The organism is Exiguobacterium profundum (assembly GCF_001909285.1).
Taxonomy (GTDB): domain Bacteria; phylum Bacillota; class Bacilli; order Exiguobacteriales; family Exiguobacteriaceae; genus Exiguobacterium; species Exiguobacterium profundum.
The window spans coordinates 1486842-1511587 of sequence record NZ_MRSV01000001.1 but is presented as its reverse complement, the minus strand read 5'-3'; the positions used below and the strand labels follow the sequence as shown (position 1 = coordinate 1511587).

The window sequence follows — 24746 nt, the reverse complement described above, 5'->3', positions numbered from 1 at the left end:
TGCCCCCCCTTTCACGATCTGGTGACCTCACACGTACATTTAAGTGAGGTCCGTACTATAGGCGTTGATGATTTTCTTAACGAGCGGATGACGGACGACGTCAGACGCACTGAAGTGTTCAAAATGAATACCATCCACGCCTTCTAACAGGCGTAACGCTTCCTGTAACCCCGATGCCTTGCCTTTCGGTAAATCGACTTGGGTCAAATCCCCTGTGACCACCATTTTCGATCCAAAACCGAGTCGCGTCAAAAACATCTTCATCTGTTCTTTTGTTGTATTCTGGGCCTCATCCAAGATGACGAACGCATCTTCTAACGTGCGTCCACGCATATAAGCGAGCGGAGCCACTTCAATCGTGCCCCGTTCTAACAAACGGTTCGTCTGTTCCACGCCATACACATCAAATAGGGCGTCGTATAATGGGCGGAGATATGGGTCCACTTTCTCTTTTAAATCTCCCGGTAAAAATCCAAGGTTCTCTCCCGCTTCAACGGCAGGACGCGTCAAGATGATCCGTTTGACTTGCCCTTCTTTTAAGGCACGCGCCGCAAGTACGACAGCTAGGTACGTCTTTCCTGTTCCGGCTGGTCCGATACCAAAGACGAGATCACGTCGTTCAATCGCACGAACATACCGGCTTTGACCTACTGTCTTGGCACGAATCGGTTTCCCCTTATTCGTCGTAAAAACAACTCGTTCATAATGTTCGAGCAGTTCATCTCCCTTTCCGACTTGAATGTGCTGGATGACGCTAATGGCATCACTTTCATTTAGACGTGCACCTTTTTTCACTAACGTCTGCAAGGTGATGATCACTTGTTTCGTTAATTCAAGAGCCTCAAGTGTATCGGCTTGAATAATCAACTCCTCACCCCTTGGGATGAGTGCCACTTTCAATTCTGTTTCAATCGCCTGGAACACTTCATCTTTCGGTCCGAGTAAAGCTTGTGCTTCGTTCGCATGTTCCATGACGAATGGTATTTTATCAGTCATAATCAATGGATGCATTGCCCCCTCATTAAAATCGGTTATTCCTCTTTTACTTTAGCACTATCACGCCTATCGTGAAAGAAAGACCGCGTAATTTCCACGCGCAAAAGGCAGTAACATGACGTCACTGCCTTCCGTTCACTTCTTCCGTTTCGAGATAGGAGGTTGTAATACCTCACTCCAAATGACAGCTTCCCGCATTCGCTTTTGTGAAACGTTCAGTTGTCTCGGTTTCTTTTCCTTTTGAATCGGTGGAATTTTAACCGCTTGTTCGAATTGCGCGCTCACTTTCGGCATCTCGACTTGACGTTCACGTGGAGCCGGTCGTTCTTCTACCGTTCGAGCGACTCGACGCCTCACCTTTTGTGGCGCCGGTTTTTTTTCCGAGTCATCGAATGCCGTTTCAATCTCTTTCATGACGTCCCCTACCGAATCCAAATAGCGTTTCAGTTCACTGCTTTGAGGACGGTCTCCAGAGGACGATGATTTTTTTAGCCGTTTCATCACTGCCGAGGCAATTCCGAAGGCGGCTAACAAGAGTACCCATAGTCCATCCATATCAATCACTCATTATCTGATTCAGAATCGACAGGTGCCCCAATCGCTTTTCGCATTTCTGTATCCGCTTGAACGTTCAAGTAGTTCACGTAATCCATGACACCAAGCTTTCCGTTTCGTAACGCTTCTGCCATCGCGAGTGGGACTTCCGCTTCGGCACCGACAACTTTCGCACGCATTTCTTCTACTGAAGATTTCATTTCTTGTTCGCGCGCAATCGCCATCGCGCGACGTTCTTCCGCCTTCGCTTGAGCGATTTTCTTATCTGCTTCTGCTTGGTCCGTCTGCAAGACCGCGCCGATGTTCTTACCGATATCGATGTCGGCAATATCGATCGAAAGAATCTCAAACGCTGTTCCTGAATCTAAACCTTTTGTGAGGACAGTCCGTGAAATCATATCCGGATTCTCTAGTACGTGCTTGTGGTTGTTTTGTGAACCGATTGTCGACACGACCCCTTCACCGACACGGGCGATAATCGTTTCTTCTCCCGCACCACCGACGAGACGATCGATATTCGCACGTACGGTAATACGTGCTTTTGCCTTCACTTCAATCCCATCCATCGCGACACCCGCAATAAATGGCGTTTCAATGACTTTCGGGTTAACTGACATCTGTACAGCCTCGAGCACGTTACGTCCTGCCAAATCGATGGCAGCAGCCCGTTCGAATGACAATTCAATATTCGCACGGTGCGCCGCAATCAATGCGTTCACAACGCGGTCTACGTTACCACCAGCCAAGAAGTGACTTTCAAGTTGGTTCGTGTTTAATTCAATTCCTGCTTTAACCGCTTTAATCAACGGGTTCACGATTTTCGAGGGAATAACGCGACGAAGGCGCATTCCAATCAATGTGAAGATCTCGACGTGGACGCCCGCTGCAAACGAACTGATCCATAGTCCGACCGGTACGAACGTGAAGAATACGGCAAGTGCAATCAATCCTCCACCTGTAATGAGTAACGTTGTCAGTAATTCTGGTGTCATTCTGTTACATCCTCCTTCGGTTCTACAAAGCTTCGAACGACAATCCGTCCAGAATCCACTTTATAAACCTGAATTTTTGTCTGCTGATCGAGATAGCCACCTTCCGTCACGACATCAAGTCGTTCTCCGTCGATTTCGGCAGTACCTGCTGGGCGAAGTGGTGTCAAGGTGACTCCCACTTTGCCGAGAAGTTGTTTTCGATCTTCGTGGGACAAGTAGCCTTTTTCAGTCGATGTCGAATCCGTCAAAATCAACCCTTTATAAATGAGCGGACGATTCGTACTCAAGCGGCGGTATGCCCAAAAGCCGAGACCTGTTAGCACCGCTGCCGCGAGACCAATCGATAGCCACAGTTGACCGATCGTCGCACCAGCCATAATCAAACTCGCAACGACGGCTCCGATCCCAAGCAAACCGAACAATCCAAACCCTGCTACGAACACTTCAATTCCAAGAAGGACAAAAAAGACAAAAAAGACTGTCAGAATCACTCCGAGACCAAATGTCATCGTCTTGCTACCCCCTTCCAAATTCAAAGCTATCTCCTATCTCTAGTGTATACGAAACAAGATTGAATGTGGTTTAAGAAAAAACAAAAAAAGCAGAAACTTTCGGTTTCCCGAAAAGTAACTGCTTTTTTCATCAATTCGTCAATTGTTGTTTGACGATTCGGTTCACAAGACCACCGTCTGCCTTGCCTTTGACTTGCGGCATGACGACGCCCATCACCTTACCCATATCTGATGGAGCGGCTGCATTCGTTTGAGCAATTGCTGCTTGGACGATGGCGGTCACTTCATCTTCTGAAAGTTGTTCAGGCATATAGGCTTCTAGGACGACAATCTCTTCTGCTACTTTGGAAGCAAGGTCTTCACGACCAGCGCTTTCGAATTCTCGGAGGGAGTCTCTGCGCTGTTTCATCTCTCGGTTGAGCACCGTGAGTTCCTCTTCCTCGGTAAGATCTTGACGACCTAGTTTGATAGCCTCATTTTGGAGCGACGCTTTGACCATCCGGATTGTCGTAAGACGATCCTTTTGTTTCGCGCGCATGGCTTGCTTCATGTCGTCCGTCAAGCGTTCTTGAAGACTCATGAGCCAACACCCTCTCTACAAATGAAACTGGAATCAGAATTTCTTACGCTTACGCGCAGCTTCTGATTTCAATTTACGTTTTACGCTTGGCTTTTCGTAGTGACGACGTTTACGAACTTCGGCAAGTGTGCCATCTTTCGAAACACCGCGTTTGAAACGACGAAGAGCGTCTTCAAGCGATTCGTTTTTACGGACACGAGTTTCCACTAGTTTTCCCTCCCTCCGAATTACACGACTAAGGAAACGTGTTTCACACGTCATATCATATTATAGTGAAATTAAGTCGTGTGGTCAACCACTTATTAATAGTCGCTGTCTGAACGTCCACCAGTGACAATCGCGATACCTGCTGAAGCACCGATACGTGTCGCACCAGCATCGATCATCGCTTTCGCACCTTCGAAGTCACGGACGCCACCTGAAGCTTTTACGCCGATGTCAGGTCCGACCGTCTCACGCATGAGGCGAATGTCTTCAACTGTCGCGCCACCAGTCGAGAAACCAGTCGATGTTTTGACGAAGTCTGCTCCAGCTTTCACTGAAAGTTCGGCAGCTTTTTTGATTTTTTCTTTTGTAAGCATGCATGTTTCGAAGATGACTTTGACGAGTGTACCGTTTGCCGCTTCGACAACCGCACGGATGTCACGTTCTACGAGATCGTAGTCAGCATCTTTGAGTGCTGCGATGTTGATGACCATGTCTACTTCATCTGCTCCATTGGCAATCGCATCTTTTGTTTCAAATGCTTTTACCTCAGGTGTGTTTGCACCAAGTGGGAAACCGATGACTGTACATACTTTGACATCATCATCTGACTTGAGTTGTTCTGCTGCATATTTGACCCATGTCGGGTTGACACAAACGCTTGCGAATTTGTATTCGAGCGCTTCTGCACAAAGTGTTGTAATTTGATCTTTTGTTGTTTCAGCCTTTAAAGCTGTGTGGTCGATATAACGGGCTAATTCCATGATTCATTTCCTCCTCTGACAAATAAGTCTGACATCTAACATATTACCATGTTTTGATGAGATGTAACAGCTTTCAAATCTAAATCAACTGACGACGTTTACGAGCGACGACCCAACTGTTCCAACTAAAGAAGAAAATAGCGAGCCAAATGCAGGTGAAGGCAAAGACATGGTATGCCGTGAACGGTTCATGGTACATGACGACCCCGATAATCAAGCTAAGTGTCGGTGCGATAAATTGAAGAAACCCGACAAGCGTGAACGGGATATGTTGTGCCCCGTACCCAAACAGGAGAAGAGGTAACGCCGTGACCACGCCCGTTCCAAGAAGGGCGATCCAAATGACAGGCGACATGTTATACGCAATATTGTCGGTGACAACTTGATTTCCGAGGAAGAGCAATGCCACCGGGACTACCGCCAGCGTTTCAATTCCTAGGCTGACCGTAGAAGCAAGAGGACGTCGTTTCTTCACCATTCCATAGAATCCGAACGTACTCGCCAAGACGAATGAAATCCACGGGAACGTGCCGTATCCTAACGTCAAGACGAGGACGCCAATTGATGCAATCCCAACGGCCATCCATTGGACTCGATTTAATGATTCCCGAAAGACGAGCACCCCTAACACCATACTGACGAGAGGATTGATGTAGTAGCCGAGAGAAGCTTCAATGATATATCCGTGATTGACAGCCCATATGTATACAAACCAGTTGGCACTGACGATGAATCCGTTCAACATGAATGCGTTTCGTGTAGCCGGATGTCGAAGTGCGTAACCGAACTCTTTCCACTGATTTGTCCATCTCAGAACGAGAAGAATAAATAAAAATGACCAAACGATTCGATGCGCCAAAATTTGACCACTTGGCACCTCTTGTAAAAATTTCCAATAAATCGGAAGGACGCCCCACATGACGTAGGCCCCGATTGTCGTCCATACTCCCTTATTCACACGTTCACCCGCTCTCTTACAAGTTAAAGACAGTTTAGTCGATGAAAGACTCCCGATACAAGACTTTTGTTTCATGAAAAAAAGGCGCGAAATCGCGCCCTGACCGTTTATTGTTTCACTTGTTCAATTGCTGTTAATGCTTGTGCCAAGTCTTCAATCAAGTCATCAATGTCCTCAAGTCCGACCGAAATACGGACGAGCCCATCGGTGATGCCAAGTTCCGCTCTGCGTTCGGCTGGAATCGACGCATGTGTCATGCGTGCCGGAACACTGATCAAACTCTCAACCGCTCCTAAACTTTCTGCGAGCGTGAAGTATTTCGTCTTCGCTACCATCATTTCTGCCGCTTCCGCTGAACCGACATCAAATGCGATCATCCCACCGAATCCACGTGCCTGCGATAAATGAATCCGCTTCGCTTCCTCACTGGATACACTTGGATGGAGCACGCGTGATACAGACTCGTTCGACTGAAGGAATTCAACCAATGCTCGTGCATTCGATTCAATCTCTTCCATCCGAACAGCCAACGTCTTGATTCCCCGTACAACAAGGAAGCTATCTTGTGGTCCAAGGACTGCGCCAACAGAGTTTTGAAGGAACGCCAAGGCCTCGCCCTGCTCTTCCGTACGTGCGACAACAAGTCCCGCTACGACGTCACTATGTCCACCTAAGTACTTCGTGGCACTGTGAAGGACGTAGTCTGCACCAAGATCAATCGGATTTTGGAAGTAAGGGGTCATAAACGTATTGTCCACGACGAGTAACACATCTGCTTCATCGGCAATCGTACGCATCGCCCGAATGTCCGTCACGTTCAAGAGAGGATTTGTCGGGGTCTCGACATAAATCATTTTCGTGTTCGCTTGAAGCGCATCCCGAACCGCTGCTTCATCGGATGTATCGACAAAAGTTGCTTCCAAGCCTCGTGACTGAAATACTCGATTGAATACACGGTACGTTCCTCCATATACATCAGACCCGACGATGACGTGGTCTCCAGATTTCAATAACATAAGCACCGTCGAGATGGCTGCCATCCCAGATCCGAATGCAAATCCTTGCACGCCGCCTTCGATGTCGGCAATCAATGTCTCTAATGCCGTCCGAGTCGGGTTTGCTGATCGTGAGTACTCGTACCCTTCTCGCAAGTTGCCAATCCCGTCTTGCTTATACGTGCTCGTTTGATAAATCGGTGGCGTGACGGCCCCTGTCAACGGGTCCGTCGTTTTACCGCCGTGAATGAGTGCTGTCTTTGTACGCATGTTCTGCCTCCTTGACAATTCCTTGACTTAAATATCGTTCTGCACTATCAGGCAAGATGGTGACAATCGTGCCTTCCGTTAATTGATTCGCTTCTTTTACACATGCTGCAATGGCAGCCCCTGAAGAACTACCGATGAGCAAGCCTTCCTGTTTCGCTAGATGTGCCACGTAATAGAAGGCTTCCTCATCTGTGATGGTATGAATCGCATCGACGGAAGACTTCTCCAGAAATGGTGGCCATTTTTTGACGCCAATTCCTTCTGTTTTATGTGGTCCTGGTTCACCGCCATTCAAAATGGAACCGACCGGCTCCACGACGACAGTTTTCGTCCCAAGTGGCTTTAATGATTTGGCGACACCGGTGAACGTGCCTCCTGATCCCGCTCCCGCTACAAATACGTCAATTTGTGGCACATCTTTCAACAATTCATGGGAAAGGATGTCGACGTAAGCATCCGGGTTATCCGGGTTCGAGAACTGTTCTGGGACATAGGCGTCATGTTCTTTAGCCAACTCAATGGCATGTGCGATTGCGCCCTTCATGCCGAGTTCCGTCGGCGTGTTGACGACTGTTGCTCCGAGCAGTCGCATCAATGCCTGTTTCTCTTGACTGAATTTTTCAGGAGTGACCGTCATGAGGCGAATCCCGAATCGTTGGCAAGCGAGCGCAAGCCCGATCCCCGTATTGCCTGCTGTCGGTTCGATCACCGTTCCACCAGGTGCCACATCGCCACGCTCAATCGCCCGTTCAATCAAATTCATCCCGAGTCGGTCTTTGACACTCCCACCTGGATTCATCATCTCGAGCTTTCCGTACACTTTGACATTCGCTGGTATAGGAAGCGTTCGAAGTTCAATAAGCGGTGTGTCTCCGATGAGTTTATAGACGTCACGGACAATCATCTTATGCCTCGTCCTTGAAGACGATATGCCATTCATCACGTTTTGCGAGCATGTCTGCCGCTAATTTTTTGGCACCTTCGAAATCATGATGGTTCGCATTCCCACATTGAACAGGGTTTTGCGCAGGCAATTCCTCAGCGTTCATCGCATCACGCAACGTCGCTTCCACGAGGTCAAGCATTCGTTCGTAGTTCCCATCATTGAGCATTGTCCAATAGAAACCTGTCTGGCAACCCATCGGTGAGATATCGACAATGTCTTCGGAATGATTGCGACTGTTCTCGGCAATCAAATGCTCAAGTGAATGAACCGCGCGCATCGGCATGAGTCCTTCGTTCGGTTGAATGAAACGAATATCGTATTTATAAATCGTGTCAGCCGTCCCTTCTTTCACACCAGCTAAACGGACAAACGGCGCCTTTACTTTCGTATGATCCAAGTTAAAACTTTCAACATTATATGTTTTCATGAGTAATTCCTCCTCGTTATTTAGTGGCTGTTACGAGCCAGACAAACTTGTTTTTCTGCGTCATCGTCACGTTGTATCCGTTCTCTTCTAACATGGAACGAATCGTTGACGTATATGGATAGTATTCACGATTTAAATCTTCGACGAGGTCCGAGTACCCTTTCGCAGTCGCCCAATCGATGATGTCCTGACGAGCTGCTGGTGACTCAAACATCGTATCAAGCAACACGAACTTCGGGTGTTCCCAGTCTTCGACATATCGACCAATGGCCGTGGCCTTTTCAGAATCTGTCAAGTGGTGAAAAGCATATGACGATACGATCGTATCTACATGTGATAACTTCGGATATCGGAGAAAATCACCTTCGAGTACTTCAATCCCCAACTTTTCAACAGCAATTTGTCGCATTTCCGGCGACGGTTCAATCGCAATCAACGGATGTCCTTTTATAATTCGACTGCTCAAGTTTCCTGTTCCGACACCAAACTCAAGTACCCTTCCTTCGACATGTAGGGCAACCTCATCGAGCATTTGCTCATATCCGATGAAGACTTCGTGATATTGCTCATCATGCCCCTCGACCGTCGTATCATAATCCTTTGCCCAATCCTTAAAGATGTCCATGAATGGTAAGTTCATATCGCTACCCCAATCTTAATTCTTACTAATTTGATATGTTTTATTGGTATTTAACTTTAACGTTACATTAACAGGTTTTTTTTTTCATTTCAAGTCATTCGCTAGATTCACGCATCATATGCAATTGGATATAGGTCTTATGTGTTAGGTCTTTAGTAATTGTCAGAACATTAAAATTTGTGCAAAAACACTTACCTATTTTACAAATAAATCCACTCTTTTTTATCTGAATAGCGATATGATAATTCTCAATGTAAGTCTATGCTTTATTTTTTACAGGTAATAACAAATTTTAGGGGGTCCATACGTTGTCACGAAAAAAAATCTATTTAAACGCTTCACTCGCCACATGTATCGCCTTGTCACCTGCACTGATTCAAGCTGGAACAACTTCTGTTTCAGCAGAAGCTTCCGTTAAACCGAAATTGGTTCTTGAAAAAAAACAGAAAAAAGTTCGGGTCGTTGTAGAGCTCGTCGGGGATCCTGCCATTGCAAAAGCCGCTCAAAAAGGGAAGAAATTTAATGAATTGTCGAAATCAGAGCAAAATAAGGCACAACAATCTGTACAATCGGAGCAAAAACGTGCCAAATCTGCCTTGAAGAAACAAGGCGTAACCGCTACACCGATTGAAGAGTTCACGACCGTCTTTAATGGCTTCTCTACATTCTTATCTACAAGTGAAATCGCCAAAGTCGAAGCATTACCTGAAGTGGCGACCGTTCACATTGTCAACGAGTACGAGCGCCCTGAAGTCAAACCGGATATGATCACGAGTAACGGCATGGTTCAAGCCGAACAAACGTGGGGAGATTACGGATTTGCCGGAGAAGGTACTGTCGTCGCTGTCATCGATTCTGGAATCGACCCTGAGCACCGGGATTATAAGATCACCGACGCTAAAACGGCAGAATTGACTCAATCAGAAGTCAATCAAGCCATCACATCGTTCGGTCTCCCAGGCGAATACGTCAACGAGAAAGTTCCATACGCATATAACTACTACGATGAGAACGATGACATCAAAGATGATTCACCTGGCGCTTCAATGCACGGACAACACGTTTCCGGTACAGTTGCCGCAAACGGTGACCTAGAAAACGGTGGGATCAAAGGTGTCGCACCGGAAGCACAAATTTTGGGATTGAAAGTATTCAGTAACGACCCGAACTATGCGTCTACATATGGAGATATCTACATAAAAGCAATTGATGATGCCATTAAACTCGGTGCTGACGTCATCAACATGAGCCTCGGATCAACAGCCGGTTTCGTCGATGCCGATTCTCCAGAGCAACAAGCCGTTCAACGTGCTGTCGACAACGGCATCTTTATGTCGATTTCTGCTGGGAACTCCGCATACTTCGGTCACGGATTTGACTTGCCGACTGCTTCAAACCCAGATACGGGCGTCGTTGGGGCGCCGAGTGTCAGTCAAGCATCTACATCGGTCGCCTCTCTTGAGAACGATCAAATTCAATTGGATGCATTCCGAGTCGGTGATGAGAAGATTGGATGGAAGAAACAAGACGGTCCTGCCTTCAAAGAAGGAACATACGACATCGTATATGTCGGAGACGGACAACCGGAGAATTATGAAGGAAAGGACGTAAAAGGAAAACTCGTCCTTGCTGTTCGCGACGGCGGTTACTTCTACACGCAGATCCAAAAAACAGCTGAAGCGCAAGGGGCAGCAGGTGTCATCGTACGTGGTGCGGTCGGGCACGGCGATTATGTCTCGATGGCTCTCGATCAACCTCAAATTCCGATGGCTTCACTCAGCATCCAGGACGGAAATGAACTGAAAGACAAGTTAGCAGACGGTCCGCTTCAAGTGACGTTTGCCGGTGACCGCATCAGTGTCAATAACCGTTCAGCCGGTGCGATGTCTGATTTCACATCGTGGGGCGTCACACCGAACCTTGACTTCAAGCCAGAGCTTTCTGCTCCAGGTGGCCAAATTTTCTCTACGTTCAACGATAACCAATATGGGTTGATGAGCGGAACATCGATGGCAGCACCACACGTTGCCGGAGGGGCGGCCCTCGTCCTTGAGCGTGTGGACCGTGACTTCAAATTGAGTGGAAAAGCACGTGTCACGATGGCGAAAAACTTGTTACTCAACACGTCGAAGCCTGTCACAGATATCGGACCGTATAACCAAGAATTGAAACAATCACTCCCATACTCACCACGTCGGGCCGGAGCAGGTCTCATGCAATTGCATGCAGCCGTCACCTCTCCTGCTGTCGCATATGAGAAGTCGACAAAAGAAGCAAAAGTCGCTTTAAAAGAGTTGTCGAAGAGCAAAGCATCGTTCACGATCGTCGTCGAGAACACGTCGACTGAATCGTTAACTTATGATGTAGCCGCATCGTTGCAAACGGATCTCGCTGTCAAAAACAAAGACGGAATCGTTCAAAATGCGATGGAAGCGCAAGCACTTCAACAAGCGATCATTAAAATTAACGGATCAAACACAAGTAAAGTCACGTTGAAAGCAAAACAGAAGAAGGAAATTAACGTTTCAATCGATGTCTCGAAAGCAAAAGTGTTGAATCCTGAAACATTGGAAGGCACTGTATCCGCTAAATCTGTCTTTGAGAACGGCTATTTCGTCGACGGATTCCTTCGTTTGACTGATCCGCGCGGTACAGACGGTCATCCATCTCTCGTCGTTCCAATCGTCGGATTTGAAGGGGATTGGGGCAAAGCGCCGATCTTTGACGAGACAATCTATGGAGAAGGCGCATTCTATGGCGTCTCTGGATTGGTGGATGCAGAAGGAAACTACTTAGGTGAAAAACTAGATGAATCTGTGGCTAGCGAAGCGGTTGCCATTTCACCGGACGGAGACGGGTCGAAAGATACGGCTACTCCAGTCTTCTCGCTATTACGCAATGCGAAAGACATCAAATATCGCGTCGTAGATGAGAAAGGGAACGTCCTTCGCACCCTCAAGATGGAAGACGAATTGAGAAAGAACTACTTCGATGGCGGAAGTGGTGATTATTACTATTACGCAGCGGATAACGCTTGGGACGGAAAATTGAATGGGAAGATGGCGCCAAAAGGCACATATTACTATGAAATCGAAGCAAGCATCGATTACATGAAGAAACAAGCTCAAACGATGCGCATTCCTGTCAAAGTAGATTACACAGACCCACGCTTCACGCTTCGTTGGGACGACAACGTAGCAAGCGTCAAAGCGTCGGATGACTTTGCTGGAATCAACGGTATCGAATTCCTCATCAACGGGAAAGTCGTGGCAAAAGAAGCGAAAGCTTCAGCGAACTTCACACTTGAACAGCCGCTCGAGACTACAGATCAGCTTTCAGTTCGCGTGTCAGACAATGCCGGGAACGTGATCACTCGAAATGTTTCAACAGAAAATGATGCGGCCAAACCTGGTATCTTTGTCGATGCACCACTCGCCTTGTCTCCTTACGGTACATCCATCGTTCCATTGATCGGTCAAATCAAGGATGCCTCTGAAATCGCATCGTTCACGGTAGACGGGGTCGACGTACCACTCAAATATGACGCGTCAGCGAAACAATATACGTTCAATACGACACGCACATATAAGGATGGTTTCCACAAAGTCCGCTTTGTCGCAGAAGACACTGCTGGGAACGTGACGAACTTCGTCCGCCCAATCTTTGTCGACTCTACGAAAGCAACATTGTCGGTGACAAACGTACCGAAGAACGTATCGGCTAAACAGAAGTCTGTAAACGTGAAAGTTCAAGTAAAGGATAACTTCGACGAAATCAAGCTTCGGGTCAACGGGGACTTGAAATGGAACTATACGTTGAAAGAACCATACGCGATGCGTGCATTCTCACGCACGGGAACAATCACACTTCCAGTGACAGCGAAAGGAAAGAATACCTTCACGTTCGAAGTGACCGACCTTGCCGGGAACGTCACGAAAAAAGTAATTACAATTAACAAAAAATAAGCGATACAAAAAACGGATGACCTCAATCAGGTCATCCGTTTTTCATGTCATTTGTTGAGTTCAAGCGCGAAAGAAATCGCAGATAATGCATAAAGCGGCGCCGTTTCAGACCGAAGAATGCGTGGTCCAAATGCACATGCAGTCGCTCCAGCCTGAGTCCATTGATTGATTTCATTCATATCGAATCCACCTTCAGGTCCCGTGATGACGAGAACGCGTTGTTTCGGTTTCAGTTGAGTCAACAGTTGTGCGAAAGCAGACTGTTCCCCTTCTTTTGCCGACTCTTCGTACGCGATGATGACGGCATCATAGCCCTCCATTTTCTGATGAAGCTCTTTCGGAGAGATGTAGGAACACGTCGGTACAACGGCACGATAGGATTGTTCAGCCGCTTCTTGCATAATCTTTTGAATCCGCTCCACTTTTTTCGGAGCTTTTTTTCCATCCCATTTGGCGACAGAGCGCGCTGATTCGAACAGCAACAGATGGTGGACGCCAAGCTCCGTCGCTTTTTGGGCGACGAACTCGACTTTGTCCCCTTTCGGGAGTGCATACGCCAAAGTCACCTCGATTGGCAACTCAGTCGTCGCCTGTCGCGATGACGTGACTTTCGCTTCCCCGCTCTTCTTCTCAAGCGATGTCACGACACAGGCATACTCAACACCTGTACCATCCAACAGGACCATCTCATATCCAGGACCTTGTCGTAAGACTGTACCGATGTGGTGGACCACATCTGAAGGAAGGGTCACCGTTTCGCCTTTAAAGGCTTCTTTTGTCAAAAAATAACGTTGCATAACTTACCCCTTCTTGGCGATAATCGCGACCCAGTCTTCCATCACGCGCGTCTCTTCAATCTCAAATCCAACAGCGACCAAAGCATTCGTCACTTCAGCCCGCTTCTCTCCGATAATTCCAGAGGTGATGAAGCGCCCACCTGACTTCGTACGTGCATAGGCGTCTTCGATGAAAAGGAGAATGACGTCAGCAAGAATGTTCGCTACGACTAAATCGTACTCGCCTTCCACACCTTTCAGAAGATCACCTGTGTCCACTTGAACGAGTTCGCCCACTCCGTTCGTCTCAACGTTTTGACGAGCAGCTTCGACTGCGACCGAGTCTAAGTCTAGTGCCTTTACCTTCGTTGCACCAAGTTTTGCTGCTGCAATCGACAATACACCCGATCCTGTACCGACATCAATGACACGGTCACCTTCCTGGATGTAGTTCTCAATCGCTTGAATGCAGAGCATTGTCGTCGGATGCGTTCCTGTGCCAAACGCCATACCCGGGTCAAGCAAAATCACATTCTCTTCCGGCTGCGGGGTGTACTCTTCCCATAAAGGAACGATGGTTAGTTGTTGCGAAATCTTTACCGGCTTATAATACTGCTTCCAAGAGTGTGCCCAGTCCTCTTCATCGATTTCAGCGACCTTGACGTCTCCAGATCCGATGTCGAGCATCGTGCGAAGTCGTTCGATTTCTTTTTTAAGATTCGAAAGTAAATCTTGAAAATCACCTGAGGCCGGGACATACGCTTTGACGTGTACGCCAGAAGTTGGATACGTTTCACGATCCGAAACGTCCCAAATTTCTCCGAAATGGTCCTCCGCCATCATTCTGTCGAAATCTTCCACGTCCTCGATGACGACACCTTGTGCCCCCACTTCGTGTAGTAAATTGGATACTGCTTCTACCGCAAGTTGTGTCGTGTGGACACAAATTTCAGACCATTTCATCGTTCGTACACACTCCTTTTAGTGACTAAAGAACTTTTTTTTTTTTTGGAACATGCCATGTTCCTCTTCGACACCGGACTCTCCGCTAATTTCTTCAAATTCACGCAGTAACTCTTTTTGACGGTCTGTCATGTTTTTCGGCGTCATCACGATGACACTGACATACTGGTCACCATTTGCACCACCACGAACACTCGGCATTCCTTTACCGCGTAAACGGAATTTCGAACCGGTTTGTGTCCCTGCAGGTACTTTCAAGCTCACATTACCGTGAACTGTTGGTACTTCGATTTCCGCACCGAGAGCAGCCTGGGCGAATGTAATTGGCATATCCATTGCGATGTGTTGGTCGACACGTTCAAAGATCTCATGTGCTCTGACACGAACGACGACGTATAAGTCTCCTGCTGGACCACCGTTCACGCCTGGACCACCTTTACCAGAGAGACGAATCTGTTGACCGTTATCGATACCGGCTGGGATTTTGACCTCGACGGTTTGTTTCTTCTTCACATGACCTGAACCATGGCAAGTCGGACATTTTTCTTTTTTTGTCTTACCACTTCCGTGACACTGGCTACATGGACGCTGATTGACCATACGACCGAGAATCGTGTTCTGTTCGACCGTTTCGACGCCGCTACCGCCACATCGGTTACACGTTTCCGGTTTCGTGCCCGGTTTTGCTCCGCTTCCCATACACGTGTCACATTCTACTTCGATTTCGAGTTCAATCGTCTCTGTTTTACCTGTGACACTTTCCATGAAGTCGAGATCGACGACGTACTGGTAGTCTTCACCGCGACGTGGTGCATTCGGATCTTGACGGCGCCCACCGCCTCCAAAAAACATGTCAAAGATATCTCCGAAGCCGCCTTGGAAGTCACCTCCACCGCCGAACTGATTGGCCCCTTCGAAACCGAATCGGTCATACTGGGACCGTTTCTGTTCGTCTGAGAGTACTTCATACGCTTCACCAATCTCTTTGAACTTGTCGGCAGCATCTGCTTCTTGGTTGATGTCCGGGTGATATTGACGGGCTAATTTTCGATATGCCCGCTTGATGTCTTGTGCTGAGGCCGACTTGTCGAGCCCGAGCACTTCATAATAATCTCGTTTCGCCACTATTCTCGCTCCTATCCTCACTAACTACGTATCGATTTTACCGATTCTACCTTAACATGGAAAGAGCCAAAGCAGAAACCTGCTTTGGCGCTCTCCTTTACAACGGCTGTTTATTTACGGTCGTCGAGATCCTCAAACTCTGCGTCCACGACATTATCGTCCTGTTTCGCTTCCGCCTGTGGTTCTGCGCCTTCAGCACCTTGCTGTTCAGCCATTTTAGCATATACTTTTTGTGTCAACTCTTGAACGACAGCTGACAATTCGTCTTTGGCTGTACGGATCGCCTCAAGGTCTGAACCTTCGAGAGCAGTTTTCGCTTTTTCTTTCGCAGCTTCTGCTTTTTCTTTGTCCGCCTCTTCTACTTGCTCACCAAGATCTTTGATTGCCTTGTCTGTCGCGAAGACGAGTTGGTCTGTTTCGTTGCGAAGTTCTGCTTCTTCTTTACGTTTGTTATCTGCTTCTGCGTTCGCTTCTGCTTCTTTCACCATACGCTCGATTTCCGCCTCATCGATACCTGAAGAAGATTGGATTGTGATCGATTGTTCTTTGTTCGTACCGAGGTCTTTCGCCGATACGTGAACGATTCCGTTTGCATCGATATCGAATTTTACTTCGATTTGCGGCACACCACGTGGTGCTGGTGGGATGTCCGTCAATTGGAAGCGACCAAGTGTCTTGTTGTCTGGTGCCATCGGACGTTCCCCTTGAAGGACGTGGATGTCAACAGCAGGCTGGTTATCGGCTGCAGTCGAGAACACTTGTGATTTCGATGTTGGGATTGTCGTGTTACGATCGATGAGTTTCGTCATCACGCCACCCATTGTCTCGATACCGAGTGAGAGTGGAGTCACGTCGAGAAGAACGACGTCTTTCACGTCTCCGGCAAGAACTCCACCTTGAATTGCTGCACCAAGTGCAACAACTTCATCCGGGTTAACCCCTTTGAACGGCTCTTTCTTCGTGAAGTCGTGGATTGCTTTTTGAACAGCAGGGATACGCGTCGAACCACCGACGAGAATGATTTTGTCGAGGTCAGATGGTGTAAGTCCTGCATCTTTTAAAGCACGACGCGTCGGTTCCATTGTGCGTTCGACAAGGTCAGCCGTCAATTCTTCGAATTTCGCACGTGTGAGTGTCATCTCCAAGTGGAGCGGACCTGCTTCACCTGCTGTGATGAACGGAAGGCTGATGTGTGCGCTTGTGACACCTGAAAGGTCTTTCTTCGCTTTTTCGGCAGCATCTTTCAAACGTTGAAGTGCCATCTTGTCTTTGCCGAGGTCAATGCCGTTCTCTTTTTTGAATTCTGCAACGAGGTAGTCGATGACTTTTTGTTCGAAGTCATCTCCACCGAGACGGTTGTCACCAGCTGTAGCGACAACTTCGAATACACCGTCACCAAGTTCAAGAATCGAAACGTCGAACGTACCGCCACCGAGGTCATAGATCAAAATCGTGTGGTCTTCACCTTTATCTAAACCGTAAGCGAGTGCCGCAGCTGTTGGCTCGTTGATGATCCGTTTGACATCAAGACCAGCAATCTTACCAGCATCTTTTGTCGCTTGACGCTCCGCGTCGTTGAAGTATGCAGGAACTGTGATGACGGCTTCCGTGACTGATTCACCGAGGTAGTCTTCAGCATCTTTCTTCAACTTCTGCAAAATGATTGCCGAGATTTCTTGTGGTGTGAATTTCTTACCGTCTACGTCAACTGTATGTGATGTTCCCATGTGACGTTTGATTGATTGGATCGTATTCGGGTTCGTGATAGCCTGACGTTTCGCGACCTCACCGACTTGACGCTCTTCTCCTTTGAATGCGACAACCGAAGGAGTCGTACGGTTACCTTCTGCGTTTGAGATGACGACGGCTTCGCCACCTTCCATTACTGCCACACATGAGTTTGTAGTCCCTAAGTCAATACCGATAATTTTACCCATCGTTTATTCCTCCGTCTCGTTAAGTAGTGTTATTCTGCGACTTTTACCATGCTCGGGCGAATGACTCGACCATGCATCGTATATCCTTTTTGAAGCTCCATCGTCACGATACCTGACTCGAACTCATCGCTCGGTTCTTGCATGACTGCTTGATGGAAATTCGGGTCGAACGGCTGTCCGACTGCTTCAATCACTTCGACTTGCTCAGCATTTAATACGTCAAGCAGTTGACGATGAATCATATCGACTCCTGATTGAATCTGCTTCGCATCCTCCGAAGTTGCGTTTACTTGAAGTGCACGCTCAAAGTTGTCAATAAGCGGAATCAATTTTTCAATGACAGACTGTGAAGCAAACTTGACGCGTTTGGCGTTCTCTTCGTTCGTCCGACGACGGAAGTTGTCAAAGTCGGCACGAATCCGAAGCTCGCTCGCTTTCAATGCTTCGATTTCTTTTTGTAAGTCCGTCCCCTCAGAACTTTCTTCCACAATCTCAGCATTTAAAACCTCATCTTCATTTGATTCAGTCGACTCATTCTCTTCTGTTTGTGTCGAGTCTACAGATTTTTCTTCAAGCACGTCATCTTGTTCATGCCCGTTTTGGTGATCTGCTGTCATAGTAAAACTCCTTTCCGTCACTCATCTAGTTTCGTTCGTCGCAACGCTTCGATAATTTGTCCCATCATTTGGACACCATGACGGTAATTCATACGCGTTGGACCAATCATAGCGATTGTACCGAATGTTTTTCCGTCTAGTGTATAATCCGAGGTGATGACACTACAATTTTGAAGGGCGACAATTCCGTTCTCGCTCCCAATGCTCACATAAATCTCGCGATTTGGCAACGATTCGAGCCAGTGTGTCAATCGTTCTTGCTCATCAATCCATTCTAGGAATGGGCGTAACGTGTCGAGCGTCTGAAACTCGGGTTGATTGAAGATTTTCTTCTTGCCCCCGAGATAAAGCGAAGACGGCGTTTGGATTCCGAGCGTCGATTGAATCAGTTGCATCATGTTCTCGTACTGCTGTCGCTGAGCGAGTTGCAATTTGGCAACTTCCTCCCCAATCCGGATTTTCAATTGTCCGATTGGCGTTCCGACAAGGCGGTCGTTCAACAGTCGAATCGTTTCCTCGATGACGTCAGGAGCGACACGCGATTCAAACATGACGGTACGATGCTCGACGTGACCTTGATCCGTGACGATGAGAACGACACCACGCCGCTCGTCTAATGGCATAAAGTCCACACGGGCCAACGTTTCCATTTGGCTGTTCGGACCGAGGGCGACCGTCGTATAATTGGTCAAATCAGAAAGGAGATCTGCAGCTTGTCGAATCAGGATCTCAGACTCTTTTGAAGATTGTTTCAAACGTTCTTCTAGTCGACCTGTCTCCCGTTCGTCGATGATCTGCTTCTCGACGAGGTGGTCCACGTAATATCGATAGCCGACCTCTGACGGGATGCGACCTGCAGAAGTATGTGGTTTTTCAATCAGCCCCATGTCTTCCAAATCGGCCATATCATTCCGAATCGTTGCTGAACTAAACGTCAAATCGTCTCGTTTCGACAATGTCCGAGAACCGACCGGCTGAGCCGTCTGGATGTAATCGTCAATGATGGCTCGAAGAATGAGCAATTGTCGATCTGTCAGCACAACATCACTCCTCTCTGAAAAGGTTACCCCGCTTTATTAGCACTCATATTTAACGAGTGCTAATCACACTTCAAATATTATCATGTTCTCACTATTTGTCAATTCATACACTCGGATTTTTTTTTCTTTTTTCACGATAGCAAACCTACGAAATGAAAATAAAAGCCCATTTCGGTAGAATAGATGATGAGGTGATTAAATGTTTACAACAAAACAATTTAATGTATTTAAACAGGATGGACTCGACGAACGAATGTCTGGCATCCGTTCGGATATTCAACCGCTCTTCCATCGGATTTATGACGAGGTCGGGCCAGAGCTTGAAGCTGATGTCGGTATTCCTCTTTATTTGCATGTGGCGAAGCACGCTCGTCGGACGGTGAACCCACCTAAAGATACGTGGATGGCGATTTGTCACGACAAACGTGGGTACAAAAAACATCCGCACTTACAAGTTGGGCTTTTCGACGATCGTGTCTTCATCTGGCTAGCGTTCATCTATGAGATGCCGAACAAGGACGCCATCGCGAAACACCTGCAACAAATCGATTTGAAATCAACATTCCCTGATTTCCATATCGCGGGAGACCATATGAAAAAAGAAGCGTTACTTGTTGAAGATACGTCAACTGAAGACATTCAATCGCTACTTGAGCGATTCGGCACTGTGAAAAAGGCTGATTTCTTGATCGGCCGTCAACTTCCTGCCGATGCATCGATTCTTCAAAACGAAGACGCGTTCCTTGCATTAGTCGAAGACACGTTCGGTCGCCTTACACCGCTCTATCGAGATCTCGTCTTATAATAAAAAATGGACAAGTCCTCACGAAGGACTTGTCCATTTTTTATGAATCAGCATGTTCAAGTTTTGCTTCTCCAATAAAGGCTGCAAATGCTTCATTGGCGAGTGGCAAACCGGATGCCGTTAGACGGATATGTGTACCCGTTCGTTCAATCAGTGACTTCTTCACTAACTCTTCGATGACGTGACCAAACACATCATCGAGCGACACTCCATACTTCTGTTCAAACGTCTGAAGCGAGACCCCGGAACGCATACGCAGGCCGAGGAAGAGCTCTTCTTCCATTTTTTTCACTTCTTCCAGCTCGGTCACCCGTTTCACAGGGATACCTTCTGCTTTAATATAGTGAGGAATCGGAGCGATATTGGCGCGACGTGTCCCGTTTAAATAACTATGCGCACCGGCTCCGAATCCATAGTACTCTTCATTGCGCCAGTACACTTGATTGTGACGGCTCTCCCGACCAGGCAAGCCATAGTTGGAGATCTCATATTGTTGGAGACCATGGCGTTCAAGCGTCTCCATCACTTTCAAGTACATTTCGACTTCGACATCTTCTCCCGGTAAACGGAGCTTCCCTTTTCGATCTTGAATCGCAAAGACGGTATGCGGTTCGAGAATCAACGAATAAGAGGATACATGTTGAATCGGTAATTTAAGCGCTAGCTCTAAATCACGGTCAATTTGTTCAAGTGTTTGTTCCGGAAGACCAAACATAAGGTCAATCGAGATATTGTCAAAGCGTTTTGCCGCTTCACTTACCGTCTCGAACACATCATCCGCTCGATGCGTACGGCCGATGCGCTCCAGTCCACCATCATCAAACGTCTGGACACCGAAACTGAGCCGGTTGACGCCACCTGCTTTCATCGTATCGAGCTTTTCCGCACTCACAAAGTTCGGGTTCGCTTCGACAGAATATTCGAGGTCATCTGACGCGAGTGGCAGAAGGTGTTGGCGGACCATATCCATCAGGCGCGCCATCTGCTCCTCATTGAGCGCGGTCGGTGTCCCACCTCCGATAAAAATGGTTTCAATCCGATCTGTCGGAAACGCCTCGAGCGTCAAGACCATCTCTCGTTCTAATGCATCTAAATAAGCATCAACAGGCTGATTTTTTAAAAACACCTTGTTGAAATCACAGTAATAACAAATATGTTCACAAAATGGAATGTGAAGATATACGGCTTTAGCCAATTTCGGCCACCCCTTTCTTCTCATTCCATTTATAACGCTTTTCGTCTGTTCTTTCCAGCCTGCGCCATCAATCGAATCGATGAATGAATAAACCACTCTTCAATTTCGGCTCGAACCAGGTTGATTTTGGAGGCATCTGGCCACCATCATCTGCCACGCGCATCAGTTGTGACATCGTTGTCTCATGGCACGTGAAAAGCAATCGATCTGGTACTTTAGTCAGCTTCTCTAATTCCGAGGCCGTCTTGTTCCCACCGACAAAATCGACTCTCGCGTCTGTACGAATATCCTCGACGTTGAAGTACGGCGTGAGTATATCTCGTTGTAAGATGGCAACGTCTAGCGCCTTGTCCTCTTGCCGTTTCGTCAACTGATAATATTTCCCTCGATAGGCGACTCCGAAGACGCCATGTTCTTTCGGCAGGACAAGACCATCCTCCTCATTGATCATGTATGAAAACGAGAGTCCGTCTAACATATTCTCTACCTCTTCTGGACTAATCGCTGTCAGCACGCGATGATACGGCAAAATCGTCAATTCGTCACTCGGGAAGAGGACACCTAAGAAGTGTGTACGTTCATTCTTTTGAGAACGATCCCCACCCATCCCGGAAACGACCGCTGCCGCTTTCGCACGATGATGTCCATCCGCAATGTAGATCGACGGGATGGTTGCGCCAATCATCATGACACGAGCGAGTTCACGGTTTGGAATCATGAATCCTTCATGCATGACGCCTCGTTCATCCGTGAACGAGAACAACGGGTTTCCGTCTGTCGCAGCATGTAAGATTTGCTTCAAGTTTGCATGTGGAGGATGACTGAGGAGAATGGGACCGGTGTGCGCTCGTGTTGCCCGGACATGCTCGACACGTTCCCGCTCCTTCGCCTCCCGTGTATGTTCGTGAATCTTGATTCGACCGGCTTCATAATCCGCGACTGAAAAGGTGGCGACTAAACCGGTTTGCTGACGTTGTCCCGATGTCAATCGATAGACGTAAAATCCATTCGGACGTTCCGTCAACTCCTTCTCATAGAGACGTTCTAGCTCATGACGCGCCAAATCCCCCCACTTCTCAAGCGAAAGGTCGGATTGAAGTGCTTCCGGCTTATCAACAGCTAAAAAAGAATCAGGATTTTCTGAAATGACGGCTCGCGCCTCTTCAATCGATACGACATCGTACGGGTCTGCGGCGACACGTTCCGGATGCGCTGGCATATAAGGGCTGAACGGTTTAAATACGACCATAAGATCCTCCTTAAAATTCCCGGACACGAATGACGCCCTGTATTTCATACAGCGCATGAATCGATAACGGTTCATGCTCACTGTTGTCTAAATCAATTAACGTATACGCCATCTCCCCGCGGCTACGATTGACCATGTTATCGATATTCAATCCATGTGAGGCAAGTTCTCCCGTGATTTGACCGACCATGTTCGGGACGTTTCGATGCAAGATTCCAAGACGGCGTTTACCGGTGTAAGGAAGCTCGACGTTCGGAAAATTAGCAGACGAACGAATATTCCCTGTCTCGAGATACAACTTCAGCGTCTCCACTGCTTGAATGGCACAATTAACTTCCGATTCTTTAGTCGATGCACCGAGGTGAGGCAGTGCCATGACTTGCGGATGACCAATCAACGTGTGACGGGGGAAGTCGGTCACATACAGTCCCACATGATGATGCAACGCCTTCAATAAGTCATCATCTTTCACGAGCTCTCCTCGCGCAAAGTTCAAAACAGTCATCCCCGGTTTCATCCGTTCGAACCAACTCTGGTCAATGCTGAATCGAGTCTCCTCAGTCAAAGGCATATGAATCGACAATAAGTCAACATTTCCCAGTACCTCACTTAAATGTTTGGCACGCGTGACGTGTTTCGAAATATTCCAGGCGGCATCAACCGAGAGATGGGGATCGTATCCGATAACATCGACCCCAAGCTGGAGAAGATCGTTGGCTAGCGACGCACCGATGGCTCCTAGACCGATAATCCCTACTTTTTTGCCTCGCAACTCCGCTCCGAGGAATTGTCGTTTTTGCACTTCCATCGCTTCTTCTAATTGCGATTGCGATGCGATAGTCTGTTCATTCACCCAATTGAGTCCTTTCACAATGGGTCGTACCGAGAGGATCATGCTCGCAAGGACGAGTTCTTTCACCGCATTCGCATTCGCACCAGGTGTATGAAACGCGACGATTCCTCGCTTCGCAAGTTGATCGAGCGGAAGGTTGTTGACACCGGCCCCTGCTCTAGCGATGGCGAGAAGATAGGGAGGGATATCCTCTTCGTGGACTTGATGACTTCTCAGTACCCAAGCATCGGCTTGATCCGATGCATTGATGACGTACTCGCTTGGCTCAAATCGTTTCAGACCAGCGGCAGCGATTTGATTAAATGTTTTGATGTGATACATTGGTTTCCTCCTCGAATGCTCTCATGACGTCGACGAGGCGTTCTGCCCCTTCTAGCGGCATCGCGTTATACAGACTTGCACGTAAGCCCCCTACCGAACGATGACCACCGAGTTCGAGCAATCCACGTTCTAAAGCGTATCGTTCAAATCGCCGATCCATCTCTTGATCTCCCGTTGTAAATGGGATGTTCGTCAATGAACGACATTCCCCCGAAACAATTGGAGAAAAGCAGGTCGACTCTTCAAGATAGGAATAGACCCTGTCACTTTTCTGATGATTCAATCGTTCCATCGCTTCGACGCCACCGCGGTCTTCCACCCACTTCAATACACGCTCTGCTACATACATGCTGAAGGTCGATGGTGTATTGAATAACGTATCGACATGTGACCCATACTGAAGATAACTCGGCAACTCAAGCGACTGAATCAAATCCCGACGGATGATGACGACCGTCAGTCCTGCAGGTCCGATATTCTTTTGGGCTCCGGCATAAATCACCCCGAAGCGCTCCACATCGATTTGCTCGGATAGAATGTTCGAGGAAGCATCTGCAATCAGCGGGACATCGATTTCAGGGATATGTGTAAATCGAGTCCCTTCAATCGTGTTGTTCAGTGTCACATGGAGATAGTCCACCTCTTGGACAAGGCTCGATTCAAACGACATCTTTCCCGTCGCATCTACCAATGGGTGAATGACATCGACCTCTCCAAAGTGTTTCGCATCTTCCATCGCTTTTTTAGACCAGATGCCCGTATCCACATAAGCGAATCGATTCCGCTTCCGTAAATTCATCGGAATCATTGAAAATTGTAACGTCGCACCGCCTTGTAGCCAAAGCACAGCGTAATTCTCAGGGATATGCATGAGTCTTCTCAATCTCAATTCAAGAGAGTCGACCACACGTTCGAAAGACGCTGAGCGATGACTCGTTTCGATAATCGAAACGCCTTCATACTCAAACGTCAAAAGATGCTGTTGAATCTCTTGCATCACTTCTGTCGGTAGCATGCCAGGACCCGCAGAGTATGTATACGTCGACACGGTGTTTCCTCCT

The 24746-nt window shown here is 47.6% G+C and carries 24 protein-coding genes; 2 read left to right on the top strand and 22 right to left on the bottom strand.

The features are described 5' to 3' along the window. Positions 1-39: 39 nt before the first annotated feature. From BBB58_RS07805 to BBB58_RS07750, 12 genes are all read right to left on the bottom strand, one after another. The gene (locus tag BBB58_RS07805; protein ID WP_074036604.1) at positions 40-1011 is read right to left on the bottom strand and encodes a PhoH family protein; all 972 of its coding nucleotides are present in this window, start codon (positions 1009-1011) and stop codon (positions 40-42) included. Positions 1012-1131: 120 nt separating this feature from the next. After that, the gene (locus BBB58_RS07800) at positions 1132-1551 is read right to left on the bottom strand and encodes a hypothetical protein (RefSeq protein WP_074036602.1); all 420 of its coding nucleotides are present in this window, start codon (positions 1549-1551) and stop codon (positions 1132-1134) included. A 5-nt stretch (positions 1552-1556) separates the two neighbouring features. Then, the gene (floA, locus tag BBB58_RS07795; RefSeq protein WP_074036600.1) at positions 1557-2543 is read right to left on the bottom strand and encodes a flotillin-like protein FloA; all 987 of its coding nucleotides are present in this window, start codon (positions 2541-2543) and stop codon (positions 1557-1559) included. Further along, the gene (locus tag BBB58_RS07790; RefSeq protein WP_074036598.1) at positions 2540-3052 is read right to left on the bottom strand and encodes an NfeD family protein; all 513 of its coding nucleotides are present in this window, start codon (positions 3050-3052) and stop codon (positions 2540-2542) included. Before BBB58_RS07790 ends, floA begins: the two co-directional genes overlap by 4 nt. A gap of 133 nt (positions 3053-3185) precedes the next feature. After that, positions 3186-3635 carry a GatB/YqeY domain-containing protein gene (locus BBB58_RS07785; protein WP_074036596.1) on the bottom strand — a complete coding sequence of 150 codons (450 nt, stop codon included), beginning with the start codon at positions 3633-3635 and terminating at the stop codon, positions 3186-3188. Positions 3636-3668: 33 nt separating this feature from the next. After that, a complete protein-coding gene (rpsU, locus tag BBB58_RS07780) occupies positions 3669-3863 on the bottom strand; it encodes a 30S ribosomal protein S21 (protein ID WP_029334745.1) in 195 nt (64 codons plus the stop codon). A gap of 74 nt (positions 3864-3937) precedes the next feature. Next, the gene (deoC, locus tag BBB58_RS07775) at positions 3938-4603 is read right to left on the bottom strand and encodes a deoxyribose-phosphate aldolase (protein ID WP_074036594.1); all 666 of its coding nucleotides are present in this window, start codon (positions 4601-4603) and stop codon (positions 3938-3940) included. Between the two features lie 79 nt (positions 4604-4682). Beyond that, entirely contained in the window at positions 4683-5561 is an 879-nt protein-coding gene (gene rarD, locus BBB58_RS07770; RefSeq protein WP_074036593.1) for an EamA family transporter RarD, read from the bottom strand. A gap of 107 nt (positions 5562-5668) precedes the next feature. Next, a complete protein-coding gene (locus BBB58_RS07765) occupies positions 5669-6826 on the bottom strand; it encodes a bifunctional cystathionine gamma-lyase/homocysteine desulfhydrase (protein WP_074036592.1) in 1158 nt (385 codons plus the stop codon). Continuing rightward, positions 6792-7730, bottom strand: a complete 939-nt coding sequence (locus BBB58_RS07760) for a PLP-dependent cysteine synthase family protein (RefSeq protein WP_074036591.1) — start codon at positions 7728-7730, stop codon at positions 6792-6794. Before BBB58_RS07760 ends, BBB58_RS07765 begins: the two co-directional genes overlap by 35 nt. Before the next feature lies 1 nt (position 7731). Further along, positions 7732-8199 (bottom strand): S-ribosylhomocysteine lyase, encoded by a 468-nt coding sequence (locus tag BBB58_RS07755; protein WP_074036589.1) that lies wholly within the window; start codon positions 8197-8199, stop codon positions 7732-7734. Positions 8200-8215: 16 nt separating this feature from the next. Beyond that, a complete protein-coding gene (locus tag BBB58_RS07750) occupies positions 8216-8839 on the bottom strand; it encodes a class I SAM-dependent methyltransferase (RefSeq protein WP_074036587.1) in 624 nt (207 codons plus the stop codon). 308 nt (positions 8840-9147) lie between these two features. On the opposite strand from BBB58_RS07750, the gene BBB58_RS07745 reads away from it, so the two are divergent. Continuing rightward, positions 9148-12804, top strand: coding sequence for a S8 family serine peptidase (locus tag BBB58_RS07745; RefSeq protein WP_074036585.1), 3657 nt, complete (start codon positions 9148-9150; stop codon positions 12802-12804). A 47-nt stretch (positions 12805-12851) separates the two neighbouring features. Here BBB58_RS07745 and BBB58_RS07740 read toward each other — a convergent pair whose 3' ends face one another. The 6 genes from BBB58_RS07740 to hrcA form a co-directional block, all read right to left on the bottom strand. Then, entirely contained in the window at positions 12852-13601 is a 750-nt protein-coding gene (locus BBB58_RS07740; RefSeq protein ID WP_074036583.1) for a 16S rRNA (uracil(1498)-N(3))-methyltransferase, read from the bottom strand. A gap of 3 nt (positions 13602-13604) precedes the next feature. Continuing rightward, complete coding sequence (prmA, locus tag BBB58_RS07735; RefSeq protein ID WP_074036581.1) at positions 13605-14543, bottom strand: 50S ribosomal protein L11 methyltransferase; 939 nt, start codon at positions 14541-14543, stop codon at positions 13605-13607. Between the two features lie 18 nt (positions 14544-14561). Then, entirely contained in the window at positions 14562-15668 is a 1107-nt protein-coding gene (gene dnaJ / locus BBB58_RS07730; RefSeq protein WP_074036580.1) for a molecular chaperone DnaJ, read from the bottom strand. 110 nt (positions 15669-15778) lie between these two features. Beyond that, positions 15779-17605 carry a molecular chaperone DnaK gene (gene dnaK, locus BBB58_RS07725; protein ID WP_074036579.1) on the bottom strand — a complete coding sequence of 609 codons (1827 nt, stop codon included), beginning with the start codon at positions 17603-17605 and terminating at the stop codon, positions 15779-15781. Positions 17606-17634: 29 nt separating this feature from the next. Then, on the bottom strand, positions 17635-18222 hold the full coding sequence (gene grpE, locus BBB58_RS07720; protein ID WP_074036578.1) for a nucleotide exchange factor GrpE: 588 nt from the start codon (positions 18220-18222) through the stop codon (positions 17635-17637). A gap of 17 nt (positions 18223-18239) precedes the next feature. Then, positions 18240-19262: a heat-inducible transcriptional repressor HrcA gene (gene hrcA / locus BBB58_RS07715; RefSeq protein WP_074036577.1), complete on the bottom strand. Its 1023-nt coding sequence runs from the start codon at positions 19260-19262 to the stop codon at positions 18240-18242. Positions 19263-19461: 199 nt separating this feature from the next. On the opposite strand from hrcA, the gene BBB58_RS07710 reads away from it, so the two are divergent. Continuing rightward, a complete protein-coding gene (locus BBB58_RS07710; RefSeq protein ID WP_012726669.1) occupies positions 19462-20067 on the top strand; it encodes a DUF1054 domain-containing protein in 606 nt (201 codons plus the stop codon). A gap of 40 nt (positions 20068-20107) precedes the next feature. On the opposite strand, the gene hemW is transcribed toward BBB58_RS07710, so the two are convergent. From hemW to serC, 4 genes are read right to left on the bottom strand one after another with little or no spacing between them, the layout of a single operon-like run. Next, positions 20108-21286, bottom strand: coding sequence for a radical SAM family heme chaperone HemW (gene hemW / locus BBB58_RS07705; protein ID WP_074037907.1), 1179 nt, complete (start codon positions 21284-21286; stop codon positions 20108-20110). 43 nt (positions 21287-21329) lie between these two features. Further along, positions 21330-22511 (bottom strand): DUF1015 domain-containing protein, encoded by a 1182-nt coding sequence (locus BBB58_RS07700; protein WP_074036575.1) that lies wholly within the window; start codon positions 22509-22511, stop codon positions 21330-21332. Positions 22512-22521: 10 nt separating this feature from the next. Then, positions 22522-23685 (bottom strand): phosphoglycerate dehydrogenase, encoded by a 1164-nt coding sequence (locus BBB58_RS07695; protein ID WP_074036573.1) that lies wholly within the window; start codon positions 23683-23685, stop codon positions 22522-22524. Further along, the gene (serC, locus tag BBB58_RS07690; protein WP_074036571.1) at positions 23663-24733 is read right to left on the bottom strand and encodes a 3-phosphoserine/phosphohydroxythreonine transaminase; all 1071 of its coding nucleotides are present in this window, start codon (positions 24731-24733) and stop codon (positions 23663-23665) included. The genes BBB58_RS07695 and serC overlap by 23 nt, the downstream gene beginning before the upstream one ends. Between the last annotated feature and the right edge of the window lie 13 nt (positions 24734-24746).